The following is an 18,726-nucleotide window of genomic DNA, read 5'->3' as shown; positions in this document are numbered from 1 at the left end:
GGATGACGGTGCCGACTTCGGATGGCCGGATCGTGCCCCGGATCGGATTGGTGCCCGGTACGGACGGGCGGCCGTCCATCTCATCAATGGATGTGCAGAGAACGCAGGCGGCGTAAGGTTTCCGAAAGATTCAAGGTGCCGGTGTAGAGCGCTTTTCCGGTAATGACGCCGTTGAGTCCCAAGGGGACGAGAGGGAGGAGGGCTTGGATGTCGTCCCAAGAGGCAACACCGCCTGAGGCGATTACGGGTGTGGACAAGGCGGTGCATAACCGCCTGGTGGCCTCCACGTTGACCCCGGTTTGCATGCCGTCTCTTTGGATGTCTGTGTAGATGATCGCACTCAGTCCGAGTCCTTCAAACCGCTGGGCGAAAGACACGGCCTCTTCCTGCGTGGTCTCCGTCCATCCTTCCACGGCAACGTAGCCGTCGCGGGCGTCGATCCCAAGCGCGATCCGGCCCGGAAACCGATGACACGCGGTTTCCACCACTTTGGGATCGCGAAGAGCCCATGTGCCCAAGATGAGACGTTGCACCCCGAGATCCACGTAACGGTGCAGCGTTTCCATGCTGCGGATTCCTCCACCCAACTGCACAGGGATGGACACTTCCTTCACGATGGCGGCGATGACTTCTCGGTTCCTCGGCGTTTTGGCAAAGGCCCCGTCCAAATCCACGACGTGAAGCCATTGAGCTCCTTGGGCTTCCCAATGTCGCGCCACGGCTACGGGATCTGTTCCGTAGACCGTTGCCTTTGCCATGTCGCCTTGCATGAGCCGCACGCACTGCCCGTCTTTCAGGTCAATGGCCGGATAAATGATCATGGTCTTTTCCCGAATCAGGCTCCAAGGGCCGCCGAAGCGTTGGGGGTCAGGAGATTTCGGAGCCAGAGAGGAGGTTTGAGGGGTTTTCTCTCTCCATTGACGCACACATGCACCGTATAACCCTGGGCCAAGAGCTCCTGAGGGTGTCTTCGGTGGACGGCATAATCAAAGCGCAGTCTCGCCGGTGCCGGGAAATGAAAGGACGTTTCGATCTCCAACACATCGTCGTAAAACGCCGGCCGCAAATACCGGCAGTGGGCTTCGATGACCGGGAGGAATACCCCTTGTTCTTCAAGGTACCTGTATGTGGTCCCCAGATTTCGGAACCACTCGGCTCGTCCCACCTCAAACCAGCGCATATACTGACCATAGTAGGCCTGTCCCATGGCATCCGTGTCCCCGTACAGGACCCGAACCACGGCTCGCGTTGTCTTGGATATCACCGCTTGTGTTTTCGGCATGTTCCCTGACGCTGGATCAAGAAAGGTCGTCCGAGTTCATGAGGCGGTGGAAAAGCTCCGTGCCGCTGCCCATATGCCGCCCCGATTCTCTGGCGGCCGTTTCACAAAAAATGATTTCCTGAGTTTTAGGTTCCGCTGCCCTCAAGTTTCCTTTGAAAAGAGCATAGAGTGACGGATCTGCCACATGGGTTCTCACACTGAGCGGTGTAAGATGGTCGGCCGCCACAAGCACATGACATCTGCTGTAATTCGCCAGGCCGTCCAACATGGGGCCCACAACCTTGGCGTCGAAATCTTCGATGGCTTGGACTTTCTTCGGCAAGCTGCCTTCATGACCGGCTTCGTCCGGAGCTTCCACATGGATGAAGGCGAAGTCCACTTCCTGCAGGGCTTTCAAGGCAGCATCCACTTTGCCCGCGTAATTCGTGTCCAGATATCCTGTGGCTCCGGGAACATGGATGGGCTCCAAGCCGGCGTAGATGCCGAGCCCCTTGAGGAGATCGACGGCGGAGATCATCACCCCGCGAACACCATACCGATCGGTCAGCGTGGGCATGGAGGGAGCCCGCCCCTGACCCCAAAGCCACACCGCATTGGCTTCACGCCTGCCCGCTTCACGCCTTTTGCGGTTCACGGGATCCGTGGCCAAGATGTGGCGGCAGCGATCCATGAAGACCCGGAGAACTTCCGTGGTTTCGTATACTTTCGCATAACCAGCGGTCGGTTCCCCGAGGATATCGTGGGGAGGGGTGGTTTCCAGTGTCGTTGGGCCGCCTTCCCAGACCACCAAGTGGCGATAACTCACCCCTGGATAAAGCCTCAGTGGCAACCCTTCACAGGCCCTTTGCAACGATCGGATTAATTCATGGGCTTCTGCACTGGAAATGTGCCCGGCCGAATAGTCCCCCATGCGTTCCGTGCCGTCATGATCGTGTTCCAGGGTGACGAGGTTGCATCGAAAAGCCACATCGGCGGGGCCGAGCTGCACACCGAGGCTTGCAGCTTCAAGAGGCGCCCGGCCCGTGTGATAAATGCTGGGATCATAGCCAAGGAGCGCCATGTTGGCGATATCGCTTCCCGGCTCCATGCCCAATGGAATCGTCTGCACCGTTCCGATCTCCCCGATCCGGGCGATACGCGTCATAAACGGTGTGTGGGCGACTTCCAGGGGTGTTCGACCGCCCAGGGACGCCACCGGGTAGTCCCCCATGCCGTCTCCAACCAGAATCACGTACTTCGGCTTCATGCTCTTTGGCCTCACACGCCGGGGCCGTCATTATCGGCCCTGTCTTCAATGCGGATAAGCCGTGTCGTGCCGCGCACAATATCCAGACGGTCGATGGCCTCCAAGGACCGGCGGACATCCTTTTCCTTGGCTTCATGGGTCAGCATGACAATGGGCACGGCTCCTTCCACTTCGCGTCCTTTTTGGATAACAGCGGCGATACTGATCTGATTGGCACCTAGAATGCCCGAAATCTTGGAGAGAACACCAGGACGGTCCACGGCCGAGAACCGGAAGTAATACCGAGTCATCACGTCATCCATAGGCTTGACCGGGATTTCGCTGGTGTTCTCTGGGAGAAAACCCAATGGGGGGACACGATGAACACTGCCCGTCATGATGTCCCGGGCCAAGTCCACAAGATCGGCCACCACGGCACTTCCCGTGGGCATCATTCCCGCGCCGAGGCCGTAGAGCATGATGTTTCCGACGGCGTTGCCATGGATATGGACGGCGTTATAGACACCCCGCACACTTGCCAAAACGTGTCGTTCGGGGATGAGGGTGGGATGGACCCGCAGCTCCAGCTGACCGTCGGCACTGCGGGCAATGGCAAGCAGTTTCAATCGATAGCCGAATTCAGAAGCAAACTGCACATCCAAAGGGTCGATGTTTCGGATGCCTTCCACATAGACTTTGTCAAAACAGATGGGTGTGCCAAAGGCCATGGCCCCTGCGATGGCCAACTTGTGTGCCGTATCGATGCCGTCCACGTCCAGTGTGGGATCCGCCTCCGCATAGCCTTGGCGCTGGGCTTCGGCGAGGGCTTCCGAAAACGGGAGGCCCTCTTCGGTCATGCGCGTGAGAATGTAGTTGGCTGTTCCGTTGAGGATCCCAAAGAGGGTGTCGAGTCGATTGGCGGTCAACCCTTCCCGAATGGACTTAAGGAGCGGGATTCCGCCTGCCACGGACGCCTCGAACCCCACGGCTCCCCCGGAGCGTGCGGCAAGATCGAAAATCTCGTTGCCATGGTGGGCCAAGAGGGCCTTGTTGGCCGTGACCACATGCTTGCCGTTTTCCAGGGCCTTTTTAATAAACGACCGGGCGGGTTCAATGCCGCCGATCAGTTCGACCACAATCTGGATGGAGGGCTCGTCCAAAATGTCTTGCGCGGAACGTGTCAGGATTTTGGGGTCCACAGGCACGGGCCGGGGTGTGTCCACATCCAGGTCGGCCACTCGAACCACATCCAGGTGAACACCGACGCGGGCTTGGATTTCTTTGGCGTTTTCCCGGAGAGTGTGCAACATGCCGCATCCGACGGTTCCCCAGCCGATCAAACCGATCCGTATCGATTTCATTGTTGTCGTGTGCTCCTAATTCTCAGACGACTCAGGCATCCTGAAAGGCCTTTCGGATACCCCGGATGGCCTGCTTGATGCGCATTTCATTCTCCACGAGGGCGAACCGGACGTGACCGTCTCCGTATTCCCCGAAACCCAAACCCGGCGAGACGGCGACTTTGGCTTTCTCGATCAAGAATTTGGAAAATTCCACGGACCCCATGGGACGAAACCGCTCAGGGATCGGGGCCCACACGAACATGGTGCCCTTGGGTTTTTCCATGCGCCATCCAATGCGCCGCAGTCCATCCACGAGGACATCCCGGCGGGACCGGTAAATATCAACAATTTCTTGGACGCAGCTCTGATCCCCGTTTAAGGCGATGATGGCCGCAATCTGGATGGGTTGAAAGATTCCATAGTCCAGATAGCTCTTCAGTCGCGTCAGGGCTCCGACCATCTCCTGATTGCCGACGCAAAAGCCGACGCGCCACCCCGCCATGCTATAGCTCTTGGACATGGAGAAGAATTCCACCGCCACTTCTTTTGCCCCCGGCACCTGAAGGATGCTCGGAGCCGTGTAACCGTCGAAGACGAGATCGGCGTAGGCCAAATCGTGAATCACCATGAGGTGATGATCCCTGGCGAAATCCACCACCTTCTGGAAAAAGGCTAAATCCACCACGGCCGTCGTCGGATTGTGGGGAAAGGAAATGATCAACATTTTCGGTCGTGGCCATGTCTGCTTGGCGGCGATCTGGAGGTCTTCGAAGAAATCTCTTCCCGGGCCAATGGGAATGGAGCGCAAGTCCCCTCCAGCGATGATCACCGAATAAGGGTGAATCGGGTAAGTGGGGTTGGGAGAAAATACCACATCGCCGGGATTGACGAGGGCCAGCACAAGGTGCGAAAGGCCTTCCTTCGCACCGATGGTCACCACAGCTTCGGATTCAGGATCGAGATCCACATCGTAGCGGCGCTTGTACCAATCCACGATGGCGTGACGCAATTTCGTGATCCCCCGGGATGCCGAATACCGGTGGTTATGCGGCTTTTGTGCCGCCTCCACCAGCTTGTCCACAATGTGCTGCGGGGTAGGGACGTCGGGATTTCCCATCCCGAGATCGATGATGTCTTCGCCGGCTCGCCGTCTTTCCATCTTCAAAGCATTGACTTGGGCAAAGACGTAGGGGGGAGCCGGCGCATGCGCGTAAATTGTTCGATGTTGAAGTTCATGGGCGTGACCTCGCTTTTTTTAAAGCTTTAAGGCTAGAATAGAGCATTGCGGATGTCAAAAAAAAGATGTCCACAAACTGTCAAGGCGGTCCAACGAGCGAAGATGGGCCTCCTGAAGATCCCGGTGGCGGCGGATGCCGTCGTGAAGTGCCCGCGCAAAAACCTCGGCCTTAGCCTCATTCTGACAGACTAACAACCCATCGACGGTTCCAAGTAAAGCGCACCGCACCACGGTCTCCGGTTCATAACGTTCACCGATGGCCTGCATGTCCACGTCGTCGGAAAGGAGGAGGCCGCCGAAGCCCCATGTGTCTCGCAAGAGCCCTTTGTTGATCTTTTGGGACAGGGTTCCGGGCCAGTCGGGATCCCAAAATGGGTAGACGGCGTGGGAGGTCATGACGGCTCGCACGCCGCATCGAACGGCCTGTCGAAAGGGAGCCAAATCCCTACGGGCCTTGTCGGCGGACGAAGCTTCAACGACAGGGCAGTGGTCGTGGGGATCCCGGCGTGCCGTGCCGAGTCCCGGAAAATGCTTGGCTGTGGCCGCCACACCGTTTTCCTGGAGGGACTGCACCCAAAGCGTTCCCAGTTGTGCGATCTTATCCGGGGATTTGCCCAGGGCACGGGATCCGAGGAAATGCTCGTGGGGATCCTCAACCACATCAAGCACCGGGGCTAAATTGATCTGAATGCCCAGGCGTCGAAGGCCATTGGCCGTCTGAGACACACATCGGCACAAAGCCTCTTCGCCCTCTTCGGCGAGCTCGAGCGCCGCCGGAGCCGGTCCCAAAATGCTTGAAAGCCTTTGAACCGATCCGCCCTCTTCATCCACGGCCCATAAAAGGCGCCATCCCAGCTGGTCCTGAGCCCATGCGTTCGCCTCTCGGATAAGTTCCGTGAGCTGGGCGCCATCTTGGATGTTTCGTCGAAAAAGCACCAAACCTCCAGGGCGGAGCTCCTGGAGACGGAATCGGAGCGACTCCGTCCAAACGGTTCCCTGGAAACCCAAGAACAGGTGGCGCCCTGCGTTGTTCTCACGTGTGGTTGGAAGAGTCATGGATTTTGTTTGAAGGATTTTTTGAGTCCTCTTACCATATTCTCGGTGGCACCAAACGGATCAGCCGTCATGTATGCGCTCACAAGGCTGCACTTTCAATCAAGAAACACCGGCTGTCAAGACATTGCCGCGACTCAAGGGGTTGTTTTGTGCACTTGATGATCCTTGCAGCAGGTTATGGAACGCGACTCCGTCCCCTGAGCACCGTGCGGCCCAAGGCGTTGTGCCCGGTCTGGGGAGAGTCCCTCTTGGATCGGTGGATTCATCAGGCGGTCCGGGAAGGTTTCCAAAGGGTGGTGGTGAACGCCCATCACCTGCCCGAGAAGTTGGTGGAACACTTTCACGTTCGCCAATGGCCCATCCCGGTGGATGTGCTGGTGGAAAAGGACATTTTGGGGACCGGCGGCGGGGTGCGTAATGCTCTCGGCCTTCTCGGAAACGCCCCCTTTGTGGTCGTCAACGCGGATGTGGCGGCCCGGGTGTCCTTGCACGGCCTTTTGAAAAGGCATCAATCCCGGGGGGCGGCGGTGACGATGCTGTTATGCCGCACCTCCCGGTTCGATTCCGTGGCCGTCAATGCCGAGCGCACGGTCGTCACGGGCTTTTTTCGATCCTCGGGGTTTTCTCCCACATCCGCCTACGGACAGCAGCGCCCGCACGGAGATCGCCGCCTGTGGACCTTCACGGGGATTCAGGTCGTGGAACCGTCGGCGTTGAGGTGCATTCCCCAAGGCACGCCGTTTCATATCATCGACCTCTATCAGGAGTGGATCGCTCAGGGGACGCCTCCGGCAGCGCTCTGCGATGAAAATCTTTGGTGGCATGAAGTGGGGTCCCTTGAAAGCTATTGGGATGTCCATGTGGCCTATGAACACTTCCGAAGCGGCGGCGATCGCTTCCTGTCCGTTCCTGCCTCCGGCCGTTGGATCCACCCCACGGCAACCGTGGATACCTCGGTGTTGATGGACGGTACGGTGGTCATTGGATCCTCGACCAGTGTGGGCAGGGGTTGCATCCTGAGAAATGTGGTCATCTGGGATCGTTGCGTCATTCGCCCCATGAGCGTGCTTGAAAATTGTATCCTCACCGATGCTGCCGTGGTGTCCGGAAGACACCAAGGGACGATTTTCATGCCGTCTGGAGAAGGCATCCGCTTCCAATCCCAGCATGGCGCCATAAAGAGAAGCCAAGAATCCACGAAGGTCCGGAGCTGAACATGGAAAACGGCGAGGACGTCAGCCGCGGTTCCCAAGGGTTTCGCCAAGAGGGAATCGTGAAGCGCAGGTGTGGGCTTCCAAAGCACGGACACCTGGAGATGCCGGGGGTTCACGAACGGCTCCGGGACTGGGGCTACCATGTTGAGCCGGAGTCTCTGATGCCTTTGGCCGGAGACGGGTCGGATCGTCGGTTTTTCAGGCTTTTCAGCGACAACGGGCGTTACGTGGTGTTGGTCAGTCCCCGGAGAAAGGATCCCGTGGATGAGAATGATGCTGTGTGGCACATGGGCAGACACCTGCATCGAGTCGGCGTTCCAGTTCCTCCTTTGCTTCATGGGGACCCCCGGGAAGGTGTTTTCGTTTTTCGAGACCTGGGATCCCTCCACCTCTTCAATGTCGCCAAACGCATTGGATCTCGAGATCGTCTGAAATCTCTTTATCACCGGGCCGTCATCCTTTTGGCGCATTACCACCTTCGGGCATGGAAGGGTTTTTCTCCCCTGTGGTGCCATGACGGCAGCCGATATGATCCCAACTTTGTCTATGAAAGGGAGCTGCTCTATTTCCGGCGGGCTTTTCTTTCCGGGTTCTTGGGCCTGGATGAAATTCCTTTGGAGGTGGAGGACGAGTTCCGCACACTTGCCCAGCAAGCGGGAGAGAATCGTGGAGTTGTCGTTTTTCATCGGGATTTTCAAAGCCGTAACCTCATGGTCTGCAAGGGTTCTCTCTGGGTGATCGACTTTCAGGGAACGCGTTTCGGACCGCCGGAGTATGATCTTGCGGCGTTGCTTCTTGACCCCTACGTGATGCTGCCTTCTTCGTTGATCGAAGAACTGGTGCCATTTTATTGGCGTTTGGCGCGGCCTGTCCTGGGGGGGAGTTATGATCGGTTTTGCGAGCGTTTTGCGACGCTGGCGCTGTGTCGATGCGTGCAGTTCCTCGCGGCATTTGCTTTTCTCGGCGGCACGCAAGGTAAACCCGGCTTTTTGAATCACATCCCGGGAGGCTGGCAGCGACTCCAGGAGCTTCTCTACGGTCCCTTAGGGACGCTCTATAGGGGACTGCGGGACTATGTGAATCGTTTGGCTGCCGATGCAGAGGTTCGACGACTCATCCAGACGGCCGGGGAGAAAGGCCTGGAAAGTCCTTGAATCCATCCGATCCAGGCTGTCGGGATATTCTTTGCGGTCATAAATGGATGCCGATCCTTGGGCGACGATCCTGTAGGGGTCGAGTCCCATGCCTCGCCGAAGTCGGCGCGGTCCGTTGGACTAGGGTGCAGCCCGGTATCGGCGCGCCCACGGGGGCGCCCCGAAGAGGACAACGGTCCCGTCCATGGGGTTTCGCATAACGATAACCCTGAATCCATGGAATAAACGGCATGAGCCGACCTTCAGACATCCGAATGGATGCCCGTGCGAGGTGAAATTTGATAGGAGAGCCCATGGCATAAAAGAGACGTCAATTCCGTATGATATCTCCGGCAGGAAATTTTTATGCATCGACCTAATCTCACGGATTAAGGACAAAATGGCAATCCAACACGCGAGTGGAGCTGCGGCAAGGCAGTTTGTATAGAACCAGTCTTACGGATTCAGGAAGTCGGCAGGCGCGGAAGCACTGATTTCCGGCCGCGTCTGCGAACGAGCACGAGAAAACGCGAAGAAAGGGATCTTCGCGACGAAAAAGCTCAGTCGGCCAGGAGGTCCACAAAGTTCTTGTTATCTGTTCGAATAAGATCCATTAACGGGACAAAATCCTCCACATCTTTTGGGGTGACCCCTTCAGTGGCTTCGTAAAGATCTTTCCGGAAGCGCTTTCTCATTCCGATAAACGCCAAGACATTTCCGCTGTGAATTTCCATGATTTTGTTGATGACCGTTGCGGTAAAGCGATTCCGTTCGGGGATGGCTCGGTCCATGACCCAGTCGGGGGCTTCCACCTGGTAGGCATGGATCAATTCGTAGTCAAAGTCGCGGCCGGGATACCGAGGAATGCGCTGCTTGATCAAATCGATCGGAGTGCGCATCATGTCGGTGTCCGCTGCGAAATCGGCATCACCGACGTAAGGGTAAGAGCCGATGAGATCCCCAGATGGTGACAGGATGTCCCCGAAGGCGCCGTCCACGAAGTGAACGGGCACATCCCTGTGGTGTAAGGCATAGAACAACCCGGCAAGCGCTCCGACATCCCCTCGGCGGAGAAGCACCTGTCTTTTCTGATGAAGAAGGAATTCTTCCGTAAACAATTCGGCTGCGGTGCGCATGTGGACAAGCGTGCTGAAAGTGATGGGGTTTTCGTCCAAAGCCAGGCGATCCGGAGCCGTTGTTTCCAGGAGGCGGAACAACTCGTCAAAGATGTCAACGCCCCGATCGGTGCCGAGAGCCACAAAGGATACCATCGGCATCTGTGTTCCTTTCCTGTTGAGGGATTGCAACAGGGCTGAGGCGCAGTGAAATCTGCTCCGCGGAAAAGATTGTGTTGACGCTCAAGCCCTTTTGGCTCTCCTCGGGCTGATCTCGACGACCGGTGCCCACACCCGTGGGGGGATCTCGCACTGGACTGCACCGAGACGAAAGCCAAGGATGTCATCTTGACAATCACCTGAGTGTGTGAGGGCATCGAATGCCTTCAGCATGGGTGCACGGCATCATTATGGGTGTCGCTCCCGGGGTCAGGGACAAACAATCGAGAGCCTGCCGCACTCTCCGGGCCGATTCCCAAGGAAACGAGGGCCTTTCCAATGTCGATGTTTTCATGGCCCATATTTCCAGTCAAGAGCATTTCTCCCGCCCGGGCGTTCGAGGGGAAGCCCATGCGGATAAACTGCCTTTCCTTGTTGACGAGACCTCAGGCCACACTGGAGGTTTTCGTTTGCGGACTTTCGCCCCCAGCCGATAGTGGCCCGATGGTCGAAACTTTAAGGACCACCCTCGTTTTCTGGAAGTTCCCCATGACCTGAATCGTGGGATCTACGGTCTCCGGCCCTGGGAGAGAAGTGTCGCAAAAGCTCAGGGTCCATGCGCTGCGCTTGATCCTTCCCAGGTGTCCGGGGCGTTCTTTCAGAACACAACTATCCTGAATGTCTTCCTTGATCTGGGAGATTGCGTCTCTGGATAAACATGTCTTACCGAAGATATCCGGGTCAACCGACGTCTCTTATATGCTGCGGGGATTCCTATAAAATTCTCATCGGGCAGGGGCATCGGTTCGGTTCTCCGAAGGTCAGTCCCACTGTCTCGTTTCCCGGATTCAGGGTTATGGGTATGCCGAACCCCATCCAGGGGACGGTTGCGCTCCTAGGGGCGTTCCCATGGCCCCCCATACAGGATGCGCCCTTATCCAAAGCCCGCACATATTCAGGGCAGGCACGGGAACCTGCCCATGAGGTATCATTGCCCGAAGCCGGCATCGATTCCAGGTCATGGCGAGAAAATAAAAGAGTGATGGCGGGGATCCCCCCGGACTCAGGTGTCTTGCCAGAGGCAGAGGATGCCGCCGAGCGAACACGGGCTTGGCCTTGGGTCGGCGTCACACGTCTTCTTCCAGGCTCGGATTTTCATTGCTTCCCGTGAGCTCAAAAGCTCAATGTTGGCTGTCCAGAGGGAGCGCAACGAAGAAGGTGCTGCCCTGACCTTCGCGGGTTTCCACCCATACTTTTCCCCCGTGGGCTTCGACGATTTTCTTCACAATGGCAAGACCCAATCCGGACCCCTTTTCCTGGCTCGACCCTTTGGGGCGAATTCGCTCAAAGGGCTGAAAAAGTTGGTGCAGTTTGTCCTGGGGAATGCCCACGCCCTGATCCGCCACTGAAAAGACGGCCTGCCGCCCGTCGATTTGCAGCTTCACCCGAATCACTGTCCCTTCGGGGGAGAATTTCACGGCATTGGAAAGAAGATTGGCCAAAACCTGTTCCATTTTCGGCGGATCGACAAAGACATGAAGCCGAGGTCCCTGGACGTCGAAGTCGATGCGAATGCCTTTTTTGGATGCGTGCCATTGGTTGAGATTGATGCTTTGCCGAATAAGGGTTTCCAGGTCTGTCGGGATTTTCTGAAGTTCCAGCCGACCGGCTTCGATTTTCGCGATATCCAGAAAATCGTTGAGAATATTTTGCATGGTGCGGCTTGAATCGACGATGATGCGAAGGAACTCTAAATGCTCGGGCGAAAGCTGAGAACCCGCCTCCTCAAGAAGAAATTCCCCATACATCATGATCACACCGATGGGATGATTGAGATCGTGGGCGGCCATTGCCAGAAACTGACTCTTCAGCTCGTTCAGTCGGGCCAGTTCAGCGTTTTTTTTGGCCAATTCTCTTTGAAGGTTCGCCAGCTCGTTGTTGACCCGCATGAGTTCTTCATAAAGGGTGGCGTCCCGTTCTCGGGCGTGCCGAAGGATTTCTTCTCGGGCTTTGATGCTTTCGCGCAACGCATTGGCTTGTTCGTTATTGATTCGCATGAGCTCATCCAGGGCCTGACGGGCTTCACCACCGTTCCGGGCTCCAATAATGAGCAAATCTTCGTCAATCTTGGCCCCGGCAAAGTACAGGGTCACGAGGTGCTCATCTTGTCCAAGTCGGGCATTGAGGGTCCAGTCGAAGGCCGTGCCGTGGAGCGCCAGATGGTTGAGGAAATGCAAGGCCTTTTGAAAGCTCTGGACATCCAGCGCGAGAGGAAAAAGGCGCCCCGAAGAAAGGCGATCTCTAAAGCCCAAATCATCCCGGAGAACACATCGGATAACCCCGTCGACACTGCACAGCAGGGCTACGGTGGCCGGCTCGAATCGGCTGGCTTTCTTCCTCATGTTGTCCCTGCTACCATAGAGTTCGCAACGGTGACGGCCGCTTGTGCATCTGGGGCGTAGCCGTCGGCACCCACTTCCTGCCAGAGGTTTGGGCGGCGTTTAAAAGGGCTTCCCCCCACTAAGATCTTGGTTGTCTGGCCGAAGTGGCGCCTCAGTTCCCGGATGAGGTCTTCCACGTGACGCACGTGGCTTGGCATCGTCGCAGAAAGCCCGACCACGTGGGGTGATCGGGTGGCCACAGCGCTCAAAAGCCTTGATGCCTCCGTATTGGCTCCAAGATACAGGGTATCCCAGCCGTCCATTTCGAAAAAATCGGCGACCATGCGGACACCCAATTCGTGGAGTTCCCCACCGGCGCACGCGGCCACAAAGCGAAGATCCCGCCGGCTTCCAGAGAAAAAACGAGGGTAGAGTCGTGACATCATGAGTTGGGTAGATGCCGTACAATAGTGTTCCTGGGCCACACTGATTCGGTTCAGCTGCCACAATCGCCCGATTTCGTATTGTGTGCGCTGAAAGATCCCAAGATAGATGTCCTTTATGGCTGTCCCTTGGTGCACGGCGTTGTCGATGATGCGCCATGCACGGTCCCGATCGGTGTCTAACAAAGCCTGCAGATACTCTTGAGCCAACTGGTCTAAGGGGTCTTGTGACCAAGTTGAAGCGTCTTCCGGTGTTTGGCTCATTGCCTGAAGAGTCTCGACGGCCTGGAGGAAATCGGTCACCGCTCGGGCGTGCTGCGGAAAAGCTTTCTTGAGGGCTTTTCTCAGACAACCCAAAGTCTGAATCAGGCGGTCCCCGTGGACTTCAGAAGACTGCCGCCGAGACTGGACCCATAGAAGGTATTCCAGCAAAGCTGCAGGTTGATGGTTTGCGATCATCTCGGACAGGTACAGCGCAAAGGCCGACGGACGGCCCAAGGGATCCGAAAAAATCTCCCCATCGTCGCCGCGCGATCCAGGATCAAGGAAAGCCAAGCATTGATGAATCGCCTTGTGCACGTCGTCCGTGCAGGACCGCAACGATTCCGCCAAATCCTTCACGGCGTTCGTCATGGTGTTCTCCTATAAGTAGTGTGGGTCGCCCGGACGTGTGGACCAGGCGGTTTGCGGTTGGTTAGGTTGTCCGGGCCACGGCGTCGGGGACCAGGTCGTCATGGTCCGTGCGCTATGAGCGCGACAAGGAGACTGACCCCTCGGCGCCCGGCCCGGAGCTTTGATTGCAACCTGCGGCACGACCGCGCAATTCAGGAGGCGAAGCGGGGCCGGCGCGTTGGAGGATTTCCCTCGCAGGTGGTAACAGTTTGCACATGGAGGTATGCGATGAATGGAGACAAACTGTGCGTGGGTCTGGACGTATCGAACGCGAAGATCGACGCCTCCTTTGTCGACCGTGAGGGGCGCACAGTGCGCCAACCTTCGACCTACGTGAACGATCAGCAGGGATGGACAGAGCTGCGGGCTGCCATCGTGTCGGCCAGTGCTCTGGTCGGCCCGAAGGCGCAGGTGGTCTGCGGTATGGAGTCCACCTCGAACATGCACAAGCGCTTGGAGCAGGCCCTGCGTGGCGAGAAGCGGCGCCAGGTCGAGGTGCACGTGCTCAACCCGCGGGCGGTCAAACACTTCGGCAAGGCACTGCTCAAGGACGCCAAGACCGACCGCCTGGACAGTCATCTCATTGCGCTGTTCCTGCTGCGGATGCAGCCCAAGGCGCAGGCCGTCCAGCCCGAGCTGTTCGAGGAGCTCAAGGAGGCCACGCGCACGCGGCGTCGTCTCGTCGAAGAGCGCACCGACCACAAGAACCGGCTCCACAAGCTGCTGCGCTACCACCTGCCGGGCTACCGGAAGGTGCTGGGCATCCAGACGTTTTCCAAGCGCCTGCTGGTCGTGCTTGCCGAGTTTGGCTCGCCGCACCTGTTGATCGAGCGCAGCGTCGAGGATCTGGCCGCGATGCGCTACGGCCCCAGGCACCGCGTGGGCACGGCCTTCGCTGAAAAGCTCCACGCCCTGGCGGCAGAGGCACCCTGTGCTGAGCTTGCCAAGGTCACGCGTATGCTCGTGCAGATGACGGCGCGGCGGATTCTCGACCTGGATGCCCTGCTCGTGGAAATTGATGGTGCCATTTCCGAACTGCTCGAGCGGGTCTTTCCCGACCAGGTGCTGACGTCCATCCCGGGGATCGGCGCGGTGTCGGCGGCGGCGATTCTCGCCGAGGTGGGCGACATCGCACGCTTTGAGACGAAGAGCGACTTCGTGGGCTACTGCGGTCTGTACCCGATTGTGTGGGAGAGCGGCGAGGCGAAGCGCCGCTATCGCATGACGTACAAGGGCAACCGGATGCTGAAGATGACGCTGCTGGTGGCCTCGGCGGCCGCCCGGCAGTACAACCCGGTCATCGGAAGCTTCTACGAGCGGTTGCGGGCCCGCGGCAAGACCAAGAAGGCCGCCGGGGGTGCCATCGCACGCAAGCTGGCGGAGCTGGTGTTCACATTGCTGGTCCGCAACGAGCCGTGGTCGGCCCACAAGGCGATGCGCGGCATGCGCAAAGCCGCCGCCATGGTCAAGGCCGCGTAGAAACAGGTTGCGGGCGCTCCATGCCCCATTGGAGAAATCCTGACGCGCCGTAAAGGCCCGCAGGCGTACTCGAGGTCCCGGACCGCCCGCTTTTCTAGGATAGCACCCTATCAGTGGCGAGGCAACCTGGAGCCCGGAGCCCCCGCCGGAGGCACCCGTATGCCCATCGCCCGCGCTAATGGCGGCTCGTCGCGCACAGATCGTGTCAAGGGCGGCAAAGCCGGCGAGCGCAGCGAGCGCACCCTTGACGCGGGCGAGCACGACGAGACGATCCGTGCCGCGATGGGCCGGCGGCTCGCAGGCGCGGGCATTCGCCAGCACAGGAGTCAGCCCACACAGGCGATGTCGCTTCAGGGTTGACATCCCTTATTGCATCTCCTTGAGGCTGCGTTCAGGAAAGCCTCGATGTCGTCAACCCGTTGGGCTTCCCCGCTTCGTGTCACACGCAACCAGCGGAGAATCGGCTCAGGGCCGCCGGGAATTCCAGAATCTTGATCCGCCGCGGCCGCGGCCAGCGTCAGAAAGATCGGCCCCCAGAACGCCTCCTCCCCAACCGGAAATTGTTCACGCAGGGCTTTGGCACGCGCTTCGATGTCATCTGAAGCAGGGGCGGCTTTGCGGCGGTGTCTCAAGACATCTGCGGCAAGGAGGAGGCGGTCGAAACGCGTGTGTTCCTCAGGGCGTGCCTGACTCAGTTCCTCGTGGAGCATCCGAATCTGCGTTTCCGTGAACCAGGTGGGAATACCCCGCACAGCGAGGAGTTCGGCGAGCCAGCGGACCTCATCAAAAAGCGCCCGGAGGTCCACGTCGCACAGGGACGCCAGCCAGGCCGTGTCACTTGCGGCAAACCGTCGGCCCCGATCACCGTACCGGAAGCCGAAATACGGAAACGATTCCCAACAGCGGTCGGCGGCCCGCAAAGCCGCCTGAAGCTCATCCTCATTGGAGGGCAGGGAATGGCGGCCGGCCTCAGGATTCAAGGACACGACATGGCGCCCCAATTGCTCGGCTCCGAAGGGATAGAGAGCCTCGTAGATGCCGATCATGGATCGAAAAATATCGCCTGCCGCCCTGATGATCCTTTCTTGCGATTCCGGATCTGGTATGGATGATGCCAAGGTGTCCAGAAAGCTGCTCCAATGAATGGGCAGATTTTCACCATAACATGTAAAAAAGTGCATCCCAGGGTTTTCCAGGTCAGGGAAAGCATCGCGCACTTTGTGGGCCATCACCCGCCCACCCATCATGGATCCTTCCAGAGTATAGAGATATCCCACCAAGGCCATGCGGTCTTCGAGGGATACGGTCAGGATCTGATCGGCCGTGTCCAAGGCTTTATTGACCGCCGGAAGGATATCCAAGACCGATGTTGCGGGAAAAGATTGGAGATCTTGGAGCAAAAGCGGCAGCTTTGGACGATGCCCTTGAAGCAAACGATGAAAAGGTTCTTGGGCGGCATGAGCCGTCAACTGTTTTTCCAAGCACCCATGGACTACAGCCAGGCACCGCAACTGGCCGACGAAACTTTCCACAGGTAGCGTCTTCTCACTCAGCGCCCTGAAAAACGGCAGGGCCTGCGCCGTCTTGTGCAGTTCCCGTGTCTGGGCTCTCAAACGCTGAATCCAATCCATGGGTCGACCTCGATAAAGTTTGTTGACAATGGCTCGAACCGCCAAGGTTGCGAAGGATCGGCCTGCCTGAACCCATCCGCTCAGGTGCTTAAAGCATCATCGGTGTCAGACTTGGCCCGAATTATCGCGAATCGGGCCCGGTCCAACGGTATATGCTCAAAACCATCGCTCTGTCTTCACTCTGTTGCACGACTGGGTTGAATCGCATGCAGGCGTTCATTTTTTTAAGGATGGGGCCTCCGCAGAGAACCTCCGGGGATGCCTGCCTTTTCTGTCTGGCGGAGAGCCTTTCGTTTATATGCCAAGGTTCGACAGTGAGTTGACGTTTACGAGGTTGAAGAGTTGATAGATTTCAGGATCAAATCGGCGTATTCGGGATAGAGCTCGCGAACGCAATCGGGACACAATCCGTGGCTGAATTCCGCCTCGCTGTGTTCCCGAATGTAAACTTCCACCGCCTTCCAATATCCCTTGTCGTCTCTTATCTTTTTGCAGTGGCTGCAAATAGGCAGCAAACCTCGAAGCACCTTGATATTGGCGAGAGCCTCTTGGAGCTCTACAATGAGACGGTCCCGTTCACGCTCGGCACGAATAATGCGCTCCATGGCTCGGACGCCGGCAAGCAATTCCCGATTGGAAAGGGGCCGAACCATATAGCCGTCGGCCCCGATCTCCAATCCTTCCGAGCGATCGTCGGCGCTGGTCTTGCTCGCCGAAAGCATCATGACATAAACGCGATGCGATTGGGATTCGGCCTTCAAGGTCCGGCAGATGTCGAAACCATTCATGTCAGGCAAATTGACGTCCAAAAGGACGAGATCGGGGGGAGAGGAGCGGACTTTTTCCAGGCATTCCGCCCCAGTGGATGCTTCTTCAACCATGTACCCCGCTTGGCGAAGAACTCGCGCGGTACCCATGCGGAGTGCGTCGGTATCGTCAACCACCAGAATGCGAATCCCTTGCCCCATACGGAAGCTCCTTCCTCACCTAGGAGGGTTTTTATAGTCTTCCCCCGGGAAGAGTTCTCGATGGAAGCCGTTAAGATCACTGAACCTTTATGTGGTGAGCTTGTTAAAAGAGCAGTGGCGATGTTAGACACGACTTTGATTACCACGTCATGACGTGCGTGACAAGAACGGCGACACATTCGTGAGGTCTGAAAGCCCGATGAGATCACTTATTTGGAAAGGGATCTGGTTTTTTCTGATGACCATGTGTGTGTCGTGCGGGTCTGAACCTGAGATTTTCCACGCAAGTAAACCCATGATGGGCACGGTGGTCAGCATCAGCGTTGTTTCGGAGGACCCACAGCGCGCCTATGGGGCTCTGGATGCCGCTTTTGAGGAAATCGCCCGAGTGGAAAGCATCATGAGCGTGTTTCGGGAGGACAGTGAAGTCAACCGTGTGAACCGTGAGGCTTCCTTCCACCCCGTGACGGTTTCACCGGAGTTGTTTCATGTCATCGAAATGTCCGCAGCCATCTCCCGAGAGACCCACGGCGCTTTTGATATCTCGGTCGGACCGCTCATGAAGCTCTGGCCTTTTTACAAGAAGGAAAAGATCCTGCCTTCCGAGAGCGCCCTGAAAGAGGCTCTGTCTCGTGTCGGGTATCGTCATGTGGTTTTGTCGCCGGAAGATCGAAGCGTATCTTTCGCCGTGCCGGGCATGGCCTTGGATCTGGGGGGAATTGCCAAAGGCTACGCCATCGACCGGGCGGTATCGGTTTTGAAAAAAAAGAACGTTCGGGCGGCTTTGGTGAACGCAGGGGGAGATATTTTTGCCTATGGGACAAAACCCGGCGGACACCCGTGGTGGGTAGGCATTCAGCACCCAAGGAAGTCTGGTGAATTGGTTGCCGCGTTGCCCGTGCGGGACAAAGCCGTGGTGACTTCAGGGGATTATGAGCGATACTTTACCGTTGGGGGAAAGCGTTTTCATCATATCGTAGATCCTCGGATCGGCTTTAGCGCTGTGGAAACGGCGAGTGTCACCGTCATCGCCGACAGTGCCGTTTACGCGGATGGGTTGGCGACAGGTCTTGCGGTCCTTGGGCCCAAAGATGGGCTCGCTGTTGTGAATGCGTCTCCGAATGCCCACGCGCTGATTTTGACGGAAGGGAGCGACGGCGGCCTGGTCATGCACATCTCCAAAGGTTTTCCCGATACCGGAGTGCTGGATGAGGCCTCCCTGGAAGCTCACGGCGTGAGGCTCAACCGCTAGCTCCTCCACTGGCCTTTTTCCCAATCCCCTTTGGCTTTCAGACGAGCCCGCGTGGGGCTTCGCCAACCCCGCCCCTTTCCGCAACAACCAGGGCAACACCGGAAACACCTTCCTCAAGGCAAACAAAGCCGCATGG

The 18,726-nt window shown here is 57.7% G+C and carries 15 protein-coding genes and 1 pseudogene; 5 read left to right on the top strand and 11 right to left on the bottom strand.

The features are described from left to right. Positions 1 to 83: 83 nt before the first annotated feature. The 6 genes and pseudogenes from hisA to ACZ5K9_RS00565 all read right to left on the bottom strand — a co-directional run bounded on the left by hisA (position 84) and on the right by ACZ5K9_RS00565 (position 6,143). A complete protein-coding gene (gene hisA / locus ACZ5K9_RS00590; RefSeq protein WP_464272499.1) occupies positions 84 to 821 on the bottom strand; it encodes a 1-(5-phosphoribosyl)-5-[(5-phosphoribosylamino)methylideneamino]imidazole-4-carboxamide isomerase in 738 nt (245 codons plus the stop codon). Between the two features lie 14 nt (positions 822 to 835). After that, positions 836 to 1,282 carry an acyl-CoA thioesterase gene (locus tag ACZ5K9_RS00585; protein WP_464272498.1) on the bottom strand — a complete coding sequence of 149 codons (447 nt, stop codon included), beginning with the start codon at positions 1,280 to 1,282 and terminating at the stop codon, positions 836 to 838. Between the two features lie 16 nt (positions 1,283 to 1,298). Further along, on the bottom strand, positions 1,299 to 2,528 hold the full coding sequence (locus ACZ5K9_RS00580) for a cofactor-independent phosphoglycerate mutase (protein WP_464272497.1): 1,230 nt from the start codon (positions 2,526 to 2,528) through the stop codon (positions 1,299 to 1,301). An 11-nt stretch (positions 2,529 to 2,539) separates the two neighbouring features. Further along, positions 2,540 to 3,868, bottom strand: coding sequence for a homoserine dehydrogenase (locus ACZ5K9_RS00575; RefSeq protein ID WP_464272496.1), 1,329 nt, complete (start codon positions 3,866 to 3,868; stop codon positions 2,540 to 2,542). Between the two features lie 31 nt (positions 3,869 to 3,899). Beyond that, positions 3,900 to 5,086, bottom strand: a pseudogene (alaC, locus tag ACZ5K9_RS00570) (alanine transaminase). A 55-nt stretch (positions 5,087 to 5,141) separates the two neighbouring features. Further along, positions 5,142 to 6,143 (bottom strand): glycoside hydrolase family 3 N-terminal domain-containing protein, encoded by a 1,002-nt coding sequence (locus ACZ5K9_RS00565; RefSeq protein WP_464272495.1) that lies wholly within the window; start codon positions 6,141 to 6,143, stop codon positions 5,142 to 5,144. 158 nt (positions 6,144 to 6,301) lie between these two features. Here ACZ5K9_RS00565 and ACZ5K9_RS00560 point away from each other — a divergent pair, with 158 nt between their 5' ends. Together ACZ5K9_RS00560 and ACZ5K9_RS00555 are read left to right on the top strand one after the other, a co-directional pair. Next, complete coding sequence (locus ACZ5K9_RS00560; protein ID WP_464273915.1) at positions 6,302 to 7,357, top strand: nucleotidyltransferase family protein; 1,056 nt, start codon at positions 6,302 to 6,304, stop codon at positions 7,355 to 7,357. A gap of 2 nt (positions 7,358 to 7,359) precedes the next feature. Continuing rightward, positions 7,360 to 8,511, top strand: coding sequence for an aminoglycoside phosphotransferase family protein (locus tag ACZ5K9_RS00555; protein ID WP_464272494.1), 1,152 nt, complete (start codon positions 7,360 to 7,362; stop codon positions 8,509 to 8,511). 539 nt (positions 8,512 to 9,050) lie between these two features. Here the strand turns inward: ACZ5K9_RS00555 and ACZ5K9_RS00550 are convergent. From ACZ5K9_RS00550 to ACZ5K9_RS00540, 3 genes are all read right to left on the bottom strand, one after another. Next, positions 9,051 to 9,767 (bottom strand): hypothetical protein, encoded by a 717-nt coding sequence (locus ACZ5K9_RS00550; protein WP_464272493.1) that lies wholly within the window; start codon positions 9,765 to 9,767, stop codon positions 9,051 to 9,053. A 1,178-nt stretch (positions 9,768 to 10,945) separates the two neighbouring features. Further along, on the bottom strand, positions 10,946 to 12,166 hold the full coding sequence (locus tag ACZ5K9_RS00545) for an ATP-binding protein (RefSeq protein ID WP_464272492.1): 1,221 nt from the start codon (positions 12,164 to 12,166) through the stop codon (positions 10,946 to 10,948). After that, the gene (locus ACZ5K9_RS00540) at positions 12,163 to 13,221 is read right to left on the bottom strand and encodes a cobalamin B12-binding domain-containing protein (RefSeq protein ID WP_464272491.1); all 1,059 of its coding nucleotides are present in this window, start codon (positions 13,219 to 13,221) and stop codon (positions 12,163 to 12,165) included. The genes ACZ5K9_RS00545 and ACZ5K9_RS00540 overlap by 4 nt, the downstream gene beginning before the upstream one ends. A 267-nt stretch (positions 13,222 to 13,488) precedes the next feature. Between ACZ5K9_RS00540 and ACZ5K9_RS00535 the strand changes: the two genes are divergently transcribed. Both ACZ5K9_RS00535 and ACZ5K9_RS00530 read left to right on the top strand, forming a co-directional pair. Further along, positions 13,489 to 14,739, top strand: coding sequence for an IS110 family RNA-guided transposase (locus ACZ5K9_RS00535; protein ID WP_464271267.1), 1,251 nt, complete (start codon positions 13,489 to 13,491; stop codon positions 14,737 to 14,739). A gap of 159 nt (positions 14,740 to 14,898) precedes the next feature. Beyond that, positions 14,899 to 15,099, top strand: a complete 201-nt coding sequence (locus ACZ5K9_RS00530; protein WP_464272490.1) for a hypothetical protein — start codon at positions 14,899 to 14,901, stop codon at positions 15,097 to 15,099. Here the strand turns inward: ACZ5K9_RS00530 and ACZ5K9_RS00525 are convergent. Together ACZ5K9_RS00525 and ACZ5K9_RS00520 are read right to left on the bottom strand one after the other, a co-directional pair. Continuing rightward, positions 15,090 to 16,370, bottom strand: a complete 1,281-nt coding sequence (locus tag ACZ5K9_RS00525) for a biliverdin-producing heme oxygenase (RefSeq protein ID WP_464272489.1) — start codon at positions 16,368 to 16,370, stop codon at positions 15,090 to 15,092. The genes ACZ5K9_RS00530 and ACZ5K9_RS00525 overlap by 10 nt on opposite strands. A gap of 326 nt (positions 16,371 to 16,696) precedes the next feature. Next, complete coding sequence (locus ACZ5K9_RS00520; RefSeq protein WP_464272488.1) at positions 16,697 to 17,338, bottom strand: response regulator transcription factor; 642 nt, start codon at positions 17,336 to 17,338, stop codon at positions 16,697 to 16,699. 199 nt (positions 17,339 to 17,537) lie between these two features. Here ACZ5K9_RS00520 and ACZ5K9_RS00515 point away from each other — a divergent pair, with 199 nt between their 5' ends. Next, positions 17,538 to 18,590: an FAD:protein FMN transferase gene (locus ACZ5K9_RS00515; protein WP_464272487.1), complete on the top strand. Its 1,053-nt coding sequence runs from the start codon at positions 17,538 to 17,540 to the stop codon at positions 18,588 to 18,590. The last annotated feature ends 136 nt before the right edge of the window (positions 18,591 to 18,726 follow it).

Source organism: Desulfosoma profundi, from assembly GCF_055387865.1.
The sequence above is the reverse complement of the archived record's forward strand: the minus strand, read 5'-3'. Positions and strand labels throughout refer to the sequence as shown.